The organism is Streptomyces humi (assembly GCF_001005085.2).
In the GTDB taxonomy this organism is placed as follows: domain Bacteria; phylum Actinomycetota; class Actinomycetes; order Streptomycetales; family Streptomycetaceae; genus Streptomyces; species Streptomyces humi.
Map to the genome: position 1 here is coordinate 55,544 of NZ_LBMU02000043.1, position 12,524 is coordinate 68,067.

Here is a 12,524-nt window from a genome sequence, read left to right on the forward strand (position 1 = left end):
CGTCGCCGGGCCGGCCCCGTGTCCTCCCTTCCAGGAGGTGCTCGTGACGGCTATGTCATGGGCGTCCGCCTGGCCGACGAGGCGGCGCACACCAGGCCGAGGCAGAGGGCCAGCGCGCCGATGACGACGTTGTTGATGATGACCCCGGTGTCCGGGCTGGTGCCGACCACCCAGGGCGCGATGATCATCCAGATGCCCATCGCGCACATGGCCCAGCTGAGGCCGTACATGCGCTCCGGAGCGCGGGTGAAGCCCAGCGCCAGCAGCCCTATCGCTATGCCCATGACCAGGTTGTGGGTCATGAGCGCGGGCTGGCTGGCCGAGTAGTGGACGATCCACGGGGACGCCGCGCAGTACAGGCCGAGCAGGAACACCGGCCCGTCCACGAGCGCCACGTCGCGGCCGCCGAGCATGCGGGCGTAGCGCTCCCGCATCTCGGAGACATCGGGATGGCTGGTTATGTCACTTCTGCCGTGCGAGACGTTGGCCATGACTCGTCTCCTTTGACTTGCAGGCCTGATCGCGTCTGGTGCGTGCGATTTACGCCGCTTGCTCCATTCTGCTCTTATTTCCTCCTTATGTGTAGCTCCGTGTCCTGAGTGCGGCTCTCCGGTCGGCGGTCAGCGGTCATCGGCATTTCGGGCATGTCCGCGTCGATGTGGGGCAGCCGAACATTACGGCGGACGGCGACCCAGGAGGTGCAGGTCATGACGGGTGCGAGGATTCTGGAGCGATTCCCGGCCGGGTCTCCCCGGGGGTCGTGGCCGGCCGAGGAGTACGCGGCCGAGCGCCGCGCCGAGGGCAAGCCGGCCACGGTGGTGATGGACCTGAAGACGGACGCGTTCCTGGTCGTGGTCCGCACGGACGAGGACTGACCCGACAGAGGCGCGGTTCACCGGATCCTTGACCGGTGATTCGGGGCTCCGCGATGCTGTGTTGCGGAATGCGAGATGTGCGGCGCCATGGGCAACGTCTCGCCGGCTCTGTCAGTAGGAGTGGCCATGTCCCAGCAGGTCCGTGGTGTCGTCGCGCTGAGCAAGGGCGCCCCCGTCGGTCTGGAGACCATCGTGGTGCCCGATCCCGGTCCGGGGGAGGCGCTGGTCCGGGTCGAGGCGTGCGGGGTCTGCCACACCGATCTGCACTACCGTCAGGGCGGGATCAGTGACGACTTCCCGTTCCTGCTGGGCCACGAGGCGGCGGGCGTGGTCGAGGCCGTCGGCGACGGGGTCACCGATGTCGCGCCCGGCGACTTCGTGATCCTCAACTGGCGTGCGGTGTGCGGTCAGTGCCGGGCCTGTCTGCGTGGGCGGCCGTGGTACTGCTTCGACACGCACAACGCGCGGCAGCGGATGACCCTCGCCTCGACCGGGCAGGAACTCTCCCCGGCCCTCGGGATCGGCGCCTTCGCCGAGAAGACACTGGTGGCGGCCGGACAGTGCACCAAGGTCGACCGGGCCGCCTCCCCGGCGGTCGCGGGGCTGCTCGGCTGCGGGGTGATGGCGGGCATCGGCGCCGCCCTCAACACCGGCAACGTCGGACGAGGGGACAGCGTCGCGGTGATCGGCTGCGGCGGTGTGGGCGCGGCCGCGGTGCTCGGCTCGCACCTGGCCGGCGCGGCGAAGGTCATCGCGGTCGACATCGACGACCGCAAACTGGCGACGGCGCGGGGGCTCGGGGCGACCCACACGGTCAACTCGAAGGAGGCCGACGCGGTCGACGCGGTGCGCGAACTGACCGGCGGCTTCGGCGCGGACGTCGTCATCGAGGCGGTGGGCCGCCCGGAGACCTACCGGCAGGCCTTCTACGCCCGTGACCTGGCCGGGACCGTGGTGCTGGTCGGCGTACCGACGCCGGAGATGAAGCTGGAGCTGCCCCTGCTGGACGTCTTCGGCCGGGGCGGGGCGCTGAAGTCGTCCTGGTACGGGGACTGTTTGCCCTCCCGCGACTTCCCGATGCTCATCGACCTCCATCTGAGGGGCCGGCTCGACCTCGACGCCTTCGTCACCGAGACCATCGGCCTGGACGAGGTGGAGAAGGCCTTCGAGCGCATGCGCCACGGTGACGTCCTGCGCTCGGTGGTGCTCCTGTGACGGGCGGCGCCGGAGTCTCGCGGCTCCGGTAGCGGAGCCACGGCGATCGCCGACCGCTTCCGCCACGGCACGGCCCCGCCTCGGTGACGGCCCCCTCGGACGACACCGGGCGGGGCCGTCGTCGTATCGGACGGGCCGTGCGTCTTCCCAGCTCACACCCGGTTTTCCGGGGGCTCGGGCGAGCCCGGGCGGGCGCCTTGGCGGCCCCCGCAAACCGGCGCGTGAACGCCTTGACAACGCTTCGGGGCCGCCCTCAAACTGGCGTTGCGCTTACCGCAATCCGTTTCGCTATACGCACCGAGGTGTCATGATGATTCCCGCGTGCCGTCTCGAGGATCTGCCGCGAGGCGAGGCCCACCGGCTCGACATCGACCCGCCCGTGTCGGTGTTCCACACCGACGACGGCGAGCTCTTCGCCATCGACGACACCTGCACCCACCAGGACGCGTCGCTCGCCGACGGCTGGCTGGAGGGCTGCGAGGTGGAATGCCCCCTGCACGCCTCGAAGTTCGACCTGCGCACCGGAGCCGTGGACGCGCCCCCGGCCAGACTCCCGGTCCGCACCCACCAGATCGTGGTCGAGGACGGCACGGTCTACGTCCGGCTCTCCACCGACGCGCCCAATCTGCCGCCGTGCGTCAGCGCCCGCCTCGCCGGCGGCGCCGCGTGAGGACCGTGGCCGTGGTGGGCGCCTCGCTGGCCGGACTGTCGGCCGCGCGCTCGCTGCGGCAGCGGGGGTACGACGGCCGGCTGGTCGTCATCGGCGACGAGACCCACCGCCCTTACGACCGGCCCCCGTTGTCCAAGGAGTTCCTGGCCGGCACCCTCCGTGAGGCGGACCTCGCGCTGGAGCGGGACGGCGAGGAACTCCACGCCGAGTGGCTGCTCGGCACCCGGGCCGCCGGTCTCGACCGCACCCGGCGGGCGATCCGGCTCGCCGACGGCCGGGAGGTCCGCGCCGACGGAGTCGTCGTCGCCACCGGTGCCGCCGCGCGCACCCTGCCCGGCACCGACGGCCTCGCCGGGGTCCACGTGCTGCGCACCCTGGACGACGCCCGCGCCCTGCGGGACGACCTGGCCCGGGGCGGCCGGCTGGTGGTGATCGGCGGCGGGTTCGTCGGCGCCGAGGTCGCCTCCACCGCGTACGCCCTCGGCCTCGACGTCACCGTGATCGAGGCGGCGCCGACCCCGCTGGCCGGACCGCTCGGCCAGGCCATGGGCGCGGTCGTCTCCGCCCTGCACGCCGACCACGGGGTACGGCTGCTGTGCGGGGTGGGCGTCAAGGGGCTGGGCGGCGAACACCGGGTGGAGGCCGTCCTGCTGGAGGACGGGCGCAGTGTGCCCGCCGACACCGTCGTCGTCGGAGTGGGCGCCCGTCCCTGCGTCGACTGGCTCGAAGGCTCCGGCGTCGCGCTCGACAACGGCGTGAGGTGCGGCGCCGACGGCCGTACCAGCCTGGCCGCCGTGGTCGCGGTCGGCGACTGCGCCAACTGGTACGACCCGGGCACCGGCAGCCACCGCAGGGTCGAGCACTGGACCGGCGCGCTGGAACGGCCGGCCGCCGCCGTCGCCGCCCTGCTGGCCCACGGCGCGACGGAACCGGGCGTCCCCCGGCCCCCGTACTTCTGGTCCGACCAGTACGGCGTGAAGATCCAGTTCGTCGGGCAGGCCGCGGGGGCCGACAGCGTGACGGTCGAGGAGGGCTCCACCGACGACCGCAGCTTCCTCGCCGTCTACCGGCGGGCCGGCCGGCCGGTCGCGGTGCTCGGCATGAACCAGCCGCGGCTGTTCACCCGCGCCCGCAAGCAGTTCGGCACCGCCGCGTCCTGACCCGGCGACCGCGCCACCCCATCGATCCACGACGTTCTCCGAGGAGTGCACCGTGACCTCGACCAGCCTGCCGGACAGCCTGATCGCCACCCTCCCCGGCTCCGCCTACACGGATCCCGGGATCTTCGCGCAGGAACAGGAGCGCATCTTCGAGACGATGTGGTTCTGCGTCGCCCGCGCCGCCGACCTGCCGAAGCCCGGCGCCTTCCGCACCGTCGACGTGGGCCGCGAGAGCATCCTCGTCACCCGGGCCCGGGACGGCGCGATCCGCGCCTACTTCAACGTCTGCCGGCACCGCGGGGCGAAGCTCCGCACCGAGGAGACCGGCGAGGTCGCACGGGCCTTCCAGTGCCCGTACCACGCCTGGACCTACGGACTCGACGGCAAGCTGGTCGCGGCGCCCAACCTCACCAAGATGCCCGACGTGGGCCGCACCGAGTACGGCCTGGTGGGCGTGGCCGTGCGCGAGTGGCTCGGCTATGTGTGGGTGTGCCTCGCGGAGAACCCGCCGTCCTTCGAGGAGGACGTGATCGGGGCCGTGGTCGAGCGGCTGGGCGACGTCGCGGCGATCGAGCGCTACGGAGTCGAGGACCTCTCCGTCGGCCGGCGGATCGTCTACGACGTCAAGGCCAACTGGAAGCTCATCATCGAGAACTTCATGGAGTGCTACCACTGCGCCACCATCCACCCCGAACTCACCGAGGTGCTCCCCGAGTTCGCCGACGGTTACGCGGCCCAGTACTACGTGGGCCACGGCGCGGAGTTCGGCGCGGGCGTGCGCGGCTTCACCGTGGACGGCTCCGAGGGCCTCGACCGCATCCCCGGCGTCTCCGAGGACCAGGACCGGCGGTACTACGCGATCACCGTCAAGCCGCAGGTGTTCATCAACCTGGTGCCGGACCACGTGATCTTCCACCGGATGTACCCGGTGGCCGTCGACCGCACGGTCGTCGAGTGCGACTGGCTCTATCTCCCGCACGTCGTGGCGAGCGGCAAGGACGTCAGCCGGTCCGTGGAACTCTTCGACCGGGTCAACCGCCAGGACTTCGACGCCTGCGAGCGGACCCAGCCGGGGATGAGCTCACGGCTGTACGCCAAGGGCGGTGTGCTGGTGCCCAGTGAGCACCACATCGGCGCCTTCCACGACTGGGTGCACGAGCGGCTCGGCACCGGGCAGCCGGGGTGACGCCCGTGACCCGCGCGAGCGGCTGAACGCGGGCCCCACGGCGGTCGTCCCGCGGGCGCTCAGCCCAGGTAGCCCATCCGGTGGCTGATCTCCTCGGCGCCCTTGACCAGCACCGGGGCGAGTTCGTGCATCCGCTCCTCGGTGAACCGGTAGGACGGCCCGGACGCGCTGATCGAGGCGATGACCTGGCCCTCCCGGTCGCGGATCGGCGCGGCCATGGCGTGCAGCCCGATCTCCAGCTCCTCCAGCGTCCAGGCGTAACCGCGCTCCCGGGCCTCGGCGAGGTTCTTCTCCAGCTTCGCCTTCGAGGAGATGGTGTGCGGGGTCACCTTCTTCAGACCGGAGTCCGAGATCAGCGCGGCCCGCTCCCCGGCGGGCAGATGGGCCAGCATGATCTTGCCGCTGGAGGTGGCGTGCAGCGGGGTGAGCTGGCCGACCCAGTTGTGCGCGCTGACGGCGGCCGTACCGCGCACCTGGTAGAGGTTGATCGCGTAGTGCTCCTGCATCACCGCGATGTTCACCGTCTCGCCGATCTCCTCGGCCAGCCGCTCGCACACCTGGCGGCCCTGCTGGGTGACGTCGATGCGGCCCGTGACGGCTCCCGCCAGGCGTACGATCCCGAAGCCGAGCGCGTACTTGCCCCGTTCGCCCGCCTGTTCCACCAGGCCGCGCGCCTCCAGGGCGCCGAGCAGCCGGAACGCGGTCGACTTGTGCACGTCGATCTCCGCGGCCACCTCGCTCACCCCGGCCTCCCCGCGCTGGGCGAGGATCTCCAGGACGCTGATGGCGCGGTCGACGGACTGCACGCCGCCGGAGGATGAGCCGTTCGTTTCGGTATCCGGACTGTAGTTGCTCATAGCGGAACTATACGCGCAGTAAACAACGCGACCCAAGTAACGCGATGTGAACAAAGATCTTACAAGTTGCGTTGTTCGCAACCTGGTGCGTATAGCGATACCCGTACTAGCATGCCGCGCAATCGACGGCGCGAGCGAGACGAGGCACCATGGCTCCCTTGCAGTACGACTTCGTCATCGTCGGCGGCGGATCGGCCGGCAGCGCACTGGCGAACCGGCTCTCGGCCGACCCCGGCAACCGGGTGCTCGTGCTCGAGGCGGGCCGCCCCGACTACCCGTGGGACGTGTTCATCCACATGCCCGCCGCGCTGACCTATCCGATCGGCAGCCGCTTCTACGACTGGAAGTACGAGTCCGAGCCCGAGCCCCACATGGGCGGCCGCCGTGTCTATCACGCCCGCGGCAAGGTGCTGGGCGGCTCCAGCAGCATCAACGGCATGATCTTCCAGCGCGGCAACCCCATGGACTACGAGCGCTGGGCGGCCGACCCCGGCATGGAGACCTGGGACTACGCCCACTGCCTGCCGTACTTCCGCCGGATGGAGAACTGCCTCGCGGCCGACCCGGACGACGAGTTCCGCGGCCACGACGGACCACTGGTGCTGGAACGCGGCCCGGCCGACAACCCGCTCTTCACCGCCTTCCTGAAGGCCACCGAGGAGGCCGGGTACGCGCCCACCGACGACGTCAACGGCTACCGGCAGGAGGGCTTCGCCAAGTTCGACCGCAACGTCCACCGCGGCCGGCGGCTGTCGGCGTCCAAGGCGTACCTCGCACCCGCCCGCAGCCGCCCCAACCTCACCGTGAAGACCCGCGCCCTGGTCACCCGCGTCCTCTTCGAGGGAAAGAAGGCCGTCGGCGTCGAGTACCGGCGCGGCAGGGGTGCCCTCCGGCAGGTCCGCGCGAAGGAGGTCGTCCTCTGCGGCGGCGCGATCAACTCCCCTCAGCTGCTCCAGCTCTCCGGCGTCGGCAACGCCGAGGAACTGCGCGCGCTCGGCATCGACGTCGTCCACGACCTGCCGGGCGTCGGCGAGAACCTCCAGGACCACCTGGAGGTGTACATCCAGTACGGCTGCAAGCAGCCGGTGTCCGTCCAGCCGTACCTGGCGAAGTGGCGGGCCCCCTTCATCGGTCTTCAGTGGCTCTTCCGCAGGGGGCCGGCCGCGACGAACCACTTCGAGGCCGGCGGCTTCTGCCGCAGCAACGAGGATGTCGACTACCCCAACCTGATGTTCCACTTCCTGCCCGTCGCGGTCCGCTACGACGGCTCCGTGCCCGCCGGCGGCCACGGCTACCAGGTCCACGTCGGACCCATGTACTCCGACGCCCTCGGCTCGGTGAAGATCAGGAGCAAGGACCCGGACGAACACCCGGCACTGCGCTTCAACTACCTCTCCACCGAGCAGGACCGGCGCGAGTGGGTCGAGGCGGTGCGGGTCGCCCGCGACCTCCTCAACCAGCCCGCGCTCGCCCCCTACAACGACGGCGAGATCTCGCCCGGCCCGTCCGTGGCGACCGACGAGGAGATCCTCGCCTGGGTCGCCAAGGACGGCGAGACCGCCCTGCACCCGTCCTGCACCTGCAAGATGGGCACCGACGAGATGTCCGTCGTCGACCCGGCGAGCATGCGCGTGCACGGCGTGGACGGCCTGCGGGTGGTGGACGCCTCGGTGATGCCCTACGTCACCAACGGCAACATCTACGCGCCGGTGATGATGATCGCCGAGAAGGCGGCCGACCTGATCCTCGGCAAGGAGCCCCTGGCGCCGTCGAAGGCCGCCTACTACCGGCACCGCGACGCCCAGAGGCAGGCCGGGTAGACACCGGACGCCGCCGCGCGGCCGTGCGACGGCGTGCCTCTTTCGCGGCCTAATCGGGATACGCGGACCCCTTGACGTTCGTCAGCCTGTTCGGCCAGGGTGTTCCACCACAAGCAATCCAATGCACAATGCGCAACGCGAAGTTCGGGCTCGAAGGGCGCGGCCGTGGCAGATCTGTATGTGGACGGTGAATGGCGCGGCGCGGTGGCCGGCGGCCGGCGGGAGATCCGCTGTCCGGCCGACGGCACGCTCGTCGCCACGGTCTCGGAGGCGACCCGCCCCGACACCGAGGCAGCGATCGCCGCCGCCCGGCGCGCCTTCGACGAGGGGCCCTGGCCGGGCACCCCCGAGCGGGAACGCGGCGCCCTGCTGCTGCGCACCGCCGCCGTCCTCGAACGCGACGCCAGGGAGTTCGCCCGCGCCGAGTCCCTGGACACCGGCAAGCGCCTGGTGGAGAGCGAGTACGACATCGCCGACGTCGTCTCCTGTCTCCGCTACTACGGCGGCATCGCCGGGACGAACGCGGGCCGGGTGGTCGACACCGGCCGGGACGACGCGCTCAGCCGGGTCACCTACGAACCCGTCGGCGTCTGCGGACTGATCACCCCCTGGAACTACCCGCTGCTCCAGGCCTCCTGGAAGATCGCACCGGCCCTGCTCGCGGGCAACACCGTCGTCCTCAAGCCCAGCGAGCTCACCCCCTCCACCTCGATCCTCCTCATGAAGGCCCTGGCCGAGGCGGGCCTCCCGGCCGGCGCCGCCAACCTCGTACTGGGCGCCGGAGCCGAGGCGGGCGCGCCGCTGGCCGAGCACCCGGACGTCGACCTGGTGTCCTTCACCGGCGGGCTGGGCACCGGCCGGCACATCATGGCCACCGCCGCGGCCACGGTGAAGAAGGTCGCCCTCGAACTCGGTGGCAAGAACCCCAACGTGGTCTTCGCCGACGCCGACTTCGCCACCGCCGTGGACTTCGCCCTCACCGCCGTCTTCCTGCACTCGGGACAGGTCTGCTCGGCCGGCGCCCGGCTGATCGTCGAGGACCGGATCCACGACGCCTTCGTGGACGAGGTGGTCCGCCGCGCCCGGCTGATCCGCCTCGGCGGCCCGTTCGACCCGGAGGCCGAGACCGGAGCGCTGATCTCCGCGCAGCACCGCGAGAAGGTCGAGGCGTACGTGGCCGCCGGGATCGCCGAGGGCGCGGTCCTGCGCTGCGGCGGCGCCCGCCCCGAGGACCCCGCGCTCGCGAACGGCTTCTACTACCCGCCCACCGTCCTCGACGAGTGCCGCCAGGACATGCGCGTGGTGCACGAGGAGTCCTTCGGGCCCGTCCTCACCGTCGAGCGCTTCCACGACGAGGACGACGCCGTCCGCATCGCCAACGACACGGAGTACGGCCTCGCCGGCGCCGTCTGGACACAGGACGCGGGCAAGGCGCAGCGGGTCGCGCGCAGGCTGCGCCACGGCACCGTGTGGATCAACGACTACCACCCCTACGTACCGCAAGCCGAATGGGGTGGTTTCGGGCACTCGGGTGTGGGCCGCGAGCTGGGACCGACCGGCCTGGACGAGTACCGAGAGCCCAAGCACGTCTGGCAGAACATCCAACCCGGGCCGCAGCACTGGTTCCGCGGCTGACGCCGAAGAGAGGTCCCCATCATGCCCCCAGCCCAGACCGAGGTGTCGCGGCCCCGCGACACGTCCGAGGACCCCCGGGACCGCACCCCGGTCATCTCCGTGCGCCGGCTGTGGAAGGTGTTCGGGCCGAAGGCGGACGAGGTGCCGGGCTCCGAGGAGCTGTGCGGGCTCACCCGCCGGGAGCTGATGGACCGCACCGGCTGCACCGCCGCCGTGCGGGACGTGAACTTCGAGGTGTCCAACGGCGAGGTCTTCGTCGTGATGGGCCTGTCCGGATCGGGCAAGTCCACCCTGGTGCGATGTCTCACCCGGCTGATCGAACCCACCGCGGGCGAGGTGGTCTTCGAGGGCGAGGACATCCGGGGCGCCGACCCGCGGCGCCTGCGCGAACTGCGCCGCAGCAAGTTCTCGATGGTCTTCCAGCACTTCGGCCTGCTGCCGCACCGCAAGGTCGTCGACAACGTGGCGTTCGGCCTGGAGATCCGGGGCATGAGCAAGGCCGAACGCGTGAAACGGGCCATGGAGACGGTCGAACTCGTCGGCCTCGCGGGCTACGAGAACTCCTACCCCGACCAGCTCTCCGGCGGCATGCAGCAGCGTGTCGGCCTCGCCCGGGCCCTGGCCGGCGACCCCGACGTCCTCTTCTTCGACGAGCCGTTCTCCGCGCTCGACCCGCTGATCCGCCGTGACATGCAGAGCGAGGTCATCCGCCTGCACCACGAGGTCGGCAAGACCATGGTGTTCATCACCCACGACCTCTCCGAGGCGCTCAAGCTCGGCGACCGCATCCTGATCATGCGGGACGGCAAGACGGTCCAGTGCGGCACCGGCGACGAACTGGTCGGCGCCCCGGCCGACGACTACGTGCGGGACTTCGTCAAGGACGTGCCCCGCGGCGACGTCCTGACCCTGCGCTGGATCATGCGGCCCGCAGGACCCGACGACGCGCTGGACGGGCCCGAGCTGGGACCGGACGTCGTGGTGCGCGAGGCCACCCGGGCGGTGCTCGCCGCCGAGAAACCGGTCAAGGTCGTCGAGAACGGCGAACTGCTCGGCATCGTCGGCGACGAGGAGATCCTCTCCGTCGTCGCCGGGCAGGACCCCGGGCGGGAGGGCGGCGCCTGATGGCCGCCGTCGCCGACGCGACCGCGCCGGTCGCGACGATCCGCAGCAGGGTCGGCCGGCCCGTGGTGGTGGGGGCGATCCTGCTCGTCTGGCTGCTGCTCTTCGCGGTGTTCCGCGGCCGGCAGACGCTGAACCTGGCCGCCGCCGACCTCACCGGTCTGCACCGCTGGCTGAACGACGTCAACGACAGCATCGGCGCCAACCGCAACTCCAACCCGCTCTTCCTCTACTTCTTCAACGAGATCCGCCTGGTCATCGACAACCTCGTCACCTTCGTCCAGTCGCTGATCTCCCAGCCCACCGGCGGCCGCCCGGTCCCGCAGATCGGCTGGCTCGGCGTCGTCGGACTCGCGGGCTACGTCTCCTGGGCCGTCGGCAACTGGCGGGTCGCGCTGCTGGCCGTGGCCGGGTTCACCTTCTTCGGGCTCCAGGGCCTGTGGCAGGAGAGCATGGACACCCTGGCGCTGACCCTGTCCGCGGTCCTCGTGGCCCTGCTCATCGGTATCCCGCTGGGCGTCTGGGCCGGGCTCTCCGACCGCTTCAACCGGATCATGACGCCCTTCCTGGACTTCATGCAGACGATGCCGACCTTCGTCTACCTCGCCCCGCTGACCCTGATCTTCCTGATCGGCGGCGCCTCCGCCGTCATCACCACCGTGATCTACGCGGCGCCGCCCGCCATCCGCATCACCGCGCACGCCATCCGCTCGGTGCCGCAGACCACCGTCGAGGCGGCCGACTCGCTCGGCACCACCCGCACGCAGCAACTGGTGAAGGTGCTGCTGCCGATGTCGAAGCGCACCGTGGTGATGGGCGTCAACCAGACCATCATGGCCGCCCTGGCCATGGTCACCATCGCCGCCCTGATCGACGCGCCCGGCCTCGGCAAGACCGTCGTCCAGGCCTTGCAGTCCCTCGACGTCGGCACCGCCTTCAACGCGGGCCTCGCCATCGTCGTCATGGCCATCGTGCTCGACCGGGTCACCACGGCCGCCGCCGCCCGCACCGAGACCCGCCGTACGGCCGACGGCCGGTTCACCGGGTGGCGCCGGCCGCTGCTGGGCGCGGGCGCCGTCGCCGCCCTCGTCCTGGTCTACCTCTCCCACACCTACGTCTGGGCGGCCGAGTTCCCCGGTGACGGCACCGTCGGCAGCCACATCGCGAGCGCCGCCGACACCGCGACCGGCTGGCTCCAGGACCATGTCTCCGGGCTGACCAACGCCCTGCGGGACGCCCTCACCAACGGCCTGCTCAACCCGTTCCAGACGCTGCTCACCGACTCCCCGTGGTGGCTGGTCGGCGCCGTCCTGGCCGGCCTCGGCGCGGTCCTCGGCGGCCGGTGGGCCGCGGTCACGGCCGCGGTCTGCGTGGGGCTGCTGGTCGGCACCGGCCTGTGGTCGGACAGCATGACCACCCTCGCCTCGACCGCCGTCGCCACCGTCCTGGTGATGCTGCTCGGCGCGGTCGTCGGCGTGTGGATGGGCCGCAGCGCCCTGGCCGACCGGTTGATCCGGCCCACCCTGGACGCCGCGCAGGTCATGCCGCCGTTCGTCTACCTGGTGCCGTTCCTGGCGCTGTTCGGCGCCACCCGTTTCACGGCGATCGTGGCGGCCGTCGTCTACGCGGCACCCGTCGCCATCAAGATCATCGCGGACGGGGTGCGCAACGTCCCCGAGGCCACGGTGGAGGCGGCCACCTCGGCCGGGTGCAACACCTGGCAGATCATCACCAAGGTCCAGCTGCCGATGGCCCGCAGCGCCCTGACCCTCGCGACCAACCAGGGCCTGATCTACGTGCTGTCGATGGTCGTGGTGGGCGGCCTGGTGGGGGCGGGCGCCCTCGGCTACGACGTCGTGGCCGGTTTCTCGCAGGGTGAGCTGTACGGCAAGGGGCTGGCGGCGGGGCTCGCCATCGTACTGCTCGGAGTCATGTTCGACCGGATCACTCAGGCTGCGGCACGACGCACCCGGGCATAAGGAGC

At 71.2% G+C, this 12,524-nt stretch carries 11 protein-coding genes; 9 read left to right on the top strand and 2 right to left on the bottom strand.

Annotated features, from left to right (window positions below):
- Nucleotides 1-50 precede the first annotated feature (50 nt).
- Nucleotides 51-491, bottom strand: coding sequence for an SPW repeat protein (locus tag AAW13_RS20175; protein WP_046731232.1), 441 nt, complete (start codon nucleotides 489-491; stop codon nucleotides 51-53).
- 216 nt (nucleotides 492-707) lie between these two features.
- On the opposite strand from AAW13_RS20175, the gene AAW13_RS45960 reads away from it, so the two are divergent.
- The 5 genes from AAW13_RS45960 (at nucleotide 708) to AAW13_RS20195 (ending at nucleotide 5,106) form a co-directional block, all read left to right on the top strand.
- A complete protein-coding gene (locus tag AAW13_RS45960; protein WP_167391720.1) occupies nucleotides 708-875 on the top strand; it encodes a hypothetical protein in 168 nt (55 codons plus the stop codon).
- A 126-nt stretch (nucleotides 876-1,001) separates the two neighbouring features.
- Nucleotides 1,002-2,090 carry an S-(hydroxymethyl)mycothiol dehydrogenase gene (locus tag AAW13_RS20180; RefSeq protein ID WP_046731231.1) on the top strand — a complete coding sequence of 363 codons (1,089 nt, stop codon included), beginning with the start codon at nucleotides 1,002-1,004 and terminating at the stop codon, nucleotides 2,088-2,090.
- Nucleotides 2,091-2,397: 307 nt separating this feature from the next.
- Nucleotides 2,398-2,760 carry a bifunctional 3-phenylpropionate/cinnamic acid dioxygenase ferredoxin subunit gene (locus AAW13_RS20185; RefSeq protein ID WP_046731230.1) on the top strand — a complete coding sequence of 121 codons (363 nt, stop codon included), beginning with the start codon at nucleotides 2,398-2,400 and terminating at the stop codon, nucleotides 2,758-2,760.
- Entirely contained in the window at nucleotides 2,757-3,920 is a 1,164-nt protein-coding gene (locus AAW13_RS20190; RefSeq protein WP_046731229.1) for an NAD(P)/FAD-dependent oxidoreductase, read from the top strand. The genes AAW13_RS20185 and AAW13_RS20190 overlap by 4 nt, the downstream gene beginning before the upstream one ends.
- Nucleotides 3,921-3,972: 52 nt before the next feature.
- The gene (locus tag AAW13_RS20195) at nucleotides 3,973-5,106 is read left to right on the top strand and encodes an aromatic ring-hydroxylating oxygenase subunit alpha (protein ID WP_046731228.1); all 1,134 of its coding nucleotides are present in this window, start codon (nucleotides 3,973-3,975) and stop codon (nucleotides 5,104-5,106) included.
- 59 nt (nucleotides 5,107-5,165) lie between these two features.
- On the opposite strand, the gene AAW13_RS20200 is transcribed toward AAW13_RS20195, so the two are convergent.
- Complete coding sequence (locus AAW13_RS20200; protein WP_046731227.1) at nucleotides 5,166-5,963, bottom strand: IclR family transcriptional regulator; 798 nt, start codon at nucleotides 5,961-5,963, stop codon at nucleotides 5,166-5,168.
- Between the two features lie 149 nt (nucleotides 5,964-6,112).
- Between AAW13_RS20200 and betA the strand changes: the two genes are divergently transcribed.
- From betA to AAW13_RS20220, 4 genes are all read left to right on the top strand, one after another.
- Nucleotides 6,113-7,783, top strand: a complete 1,671-nt coding sequence (gene betA, locus AAW13_RS20205; RefSeq protein WP_046731226.1) for a choline dehydrogenase — start codon at nucleotides 6,113-6,115, stop codon at nucleotides 7,781-7,783.
- 165 nt (nucleotides 7,784-7,948) lie between these two features.
- The gene (locus tag AAW13_RS20210) at nucleotides 7,949-9,418 is read left to right on the top strand and encodes an aldehyde dehydrogenase family protein (protein WP_046731225.1); all 1,470 of its coding nucleotides are present in this window, start codon (nucleotides 7,949-7,951) and stop codon (nucleotides 9,416-9,418) included.
- 21 nt (nucleotides 9,419-9,439) lie between these two features.
- Nucleotides 9,440-10,543 (top strand): quaternary amine ABC transporter ATP-binding protein, encoded by a 1,104-nt coding sequence (locus AAW13_RS20215; protein WP_046731224.1) that lies wholly within the window; start codon nucleotides 9,440-9,442, stop codon nucleotides 10,541-10,543.
- Nucleotides 10,543-12,519, top strand: a complete 1,977-nt coding sequence (locus AAW13_RS20220) for an ABC transporter permease (protein WP_046731223.1) — start codon at nucleotides 10,543-10,545, stop codon at nucleotides 12,517-12,519. The genes AAW13_RS20215 and AAW13_RS20220 overlap by 1 nt, the downstream gene beginning before the upstream one ends.
- Nucleotides 12,520-12,524 lie beyond the last annotated feature (5 nt).

Coding starts and splice junctions, on each gene's coding strand:
- AAW13_RS20200 (WP_046731227.1), bottom strand. CDS start 5,963: ATGAGCAACTACAGTCCGGATACCGAAACGAACGGCTCATCCTCCGGC.
- AAW13_RS20215 (WP_046731224.1), top strand. CDS start 9,440: ATGCCCCCAGCCCAGACCGAGGTGTCGCGGCCCCGCGACACGTCCGAG.
- AAW13_RS20175 (WP_046731232.1), bottom strand. CDS start 491: ATGGCCAACGTCTCGCACGGCAGAAGTGACATAACCAGCCATCCCGAT.
- AAW13_RS20180 (WP_046731231.1), top strand. CDS start 1,002: ATGTCCCAGCAGGTCCGTGGTGTCGTCGCGCTGAGCAAGGGCGCCCCC.
- AAW13_RS45960 (WP_167391720.1), top strand. CDS start 708: ATGACGGGTGCGAGGATTCTGGAGCGATTCCCGGCCGGGTCTCCCCGG.
- AAW13_RS20220 (WP_046731223.1), top strand. CDS start 10,543: ATGGCCGCCGTCGCCGACGCGACCGCGCCGGTCGCGACGATCCGCAGC.
- AAW13_RS20185 (WP_046731230.1), top strand. CDS start 2,398: ATGATGATTCCCGCGTGCCGTCTCGAGGATCTGCCGCGAGGCGAGGCC.
- betA (WP_046731226.1), top strand. CDS start 6,113: ATGGCTCCCTTGCAGTACGACTTCGTCATCGTCGGCGGCGGATCGGCC.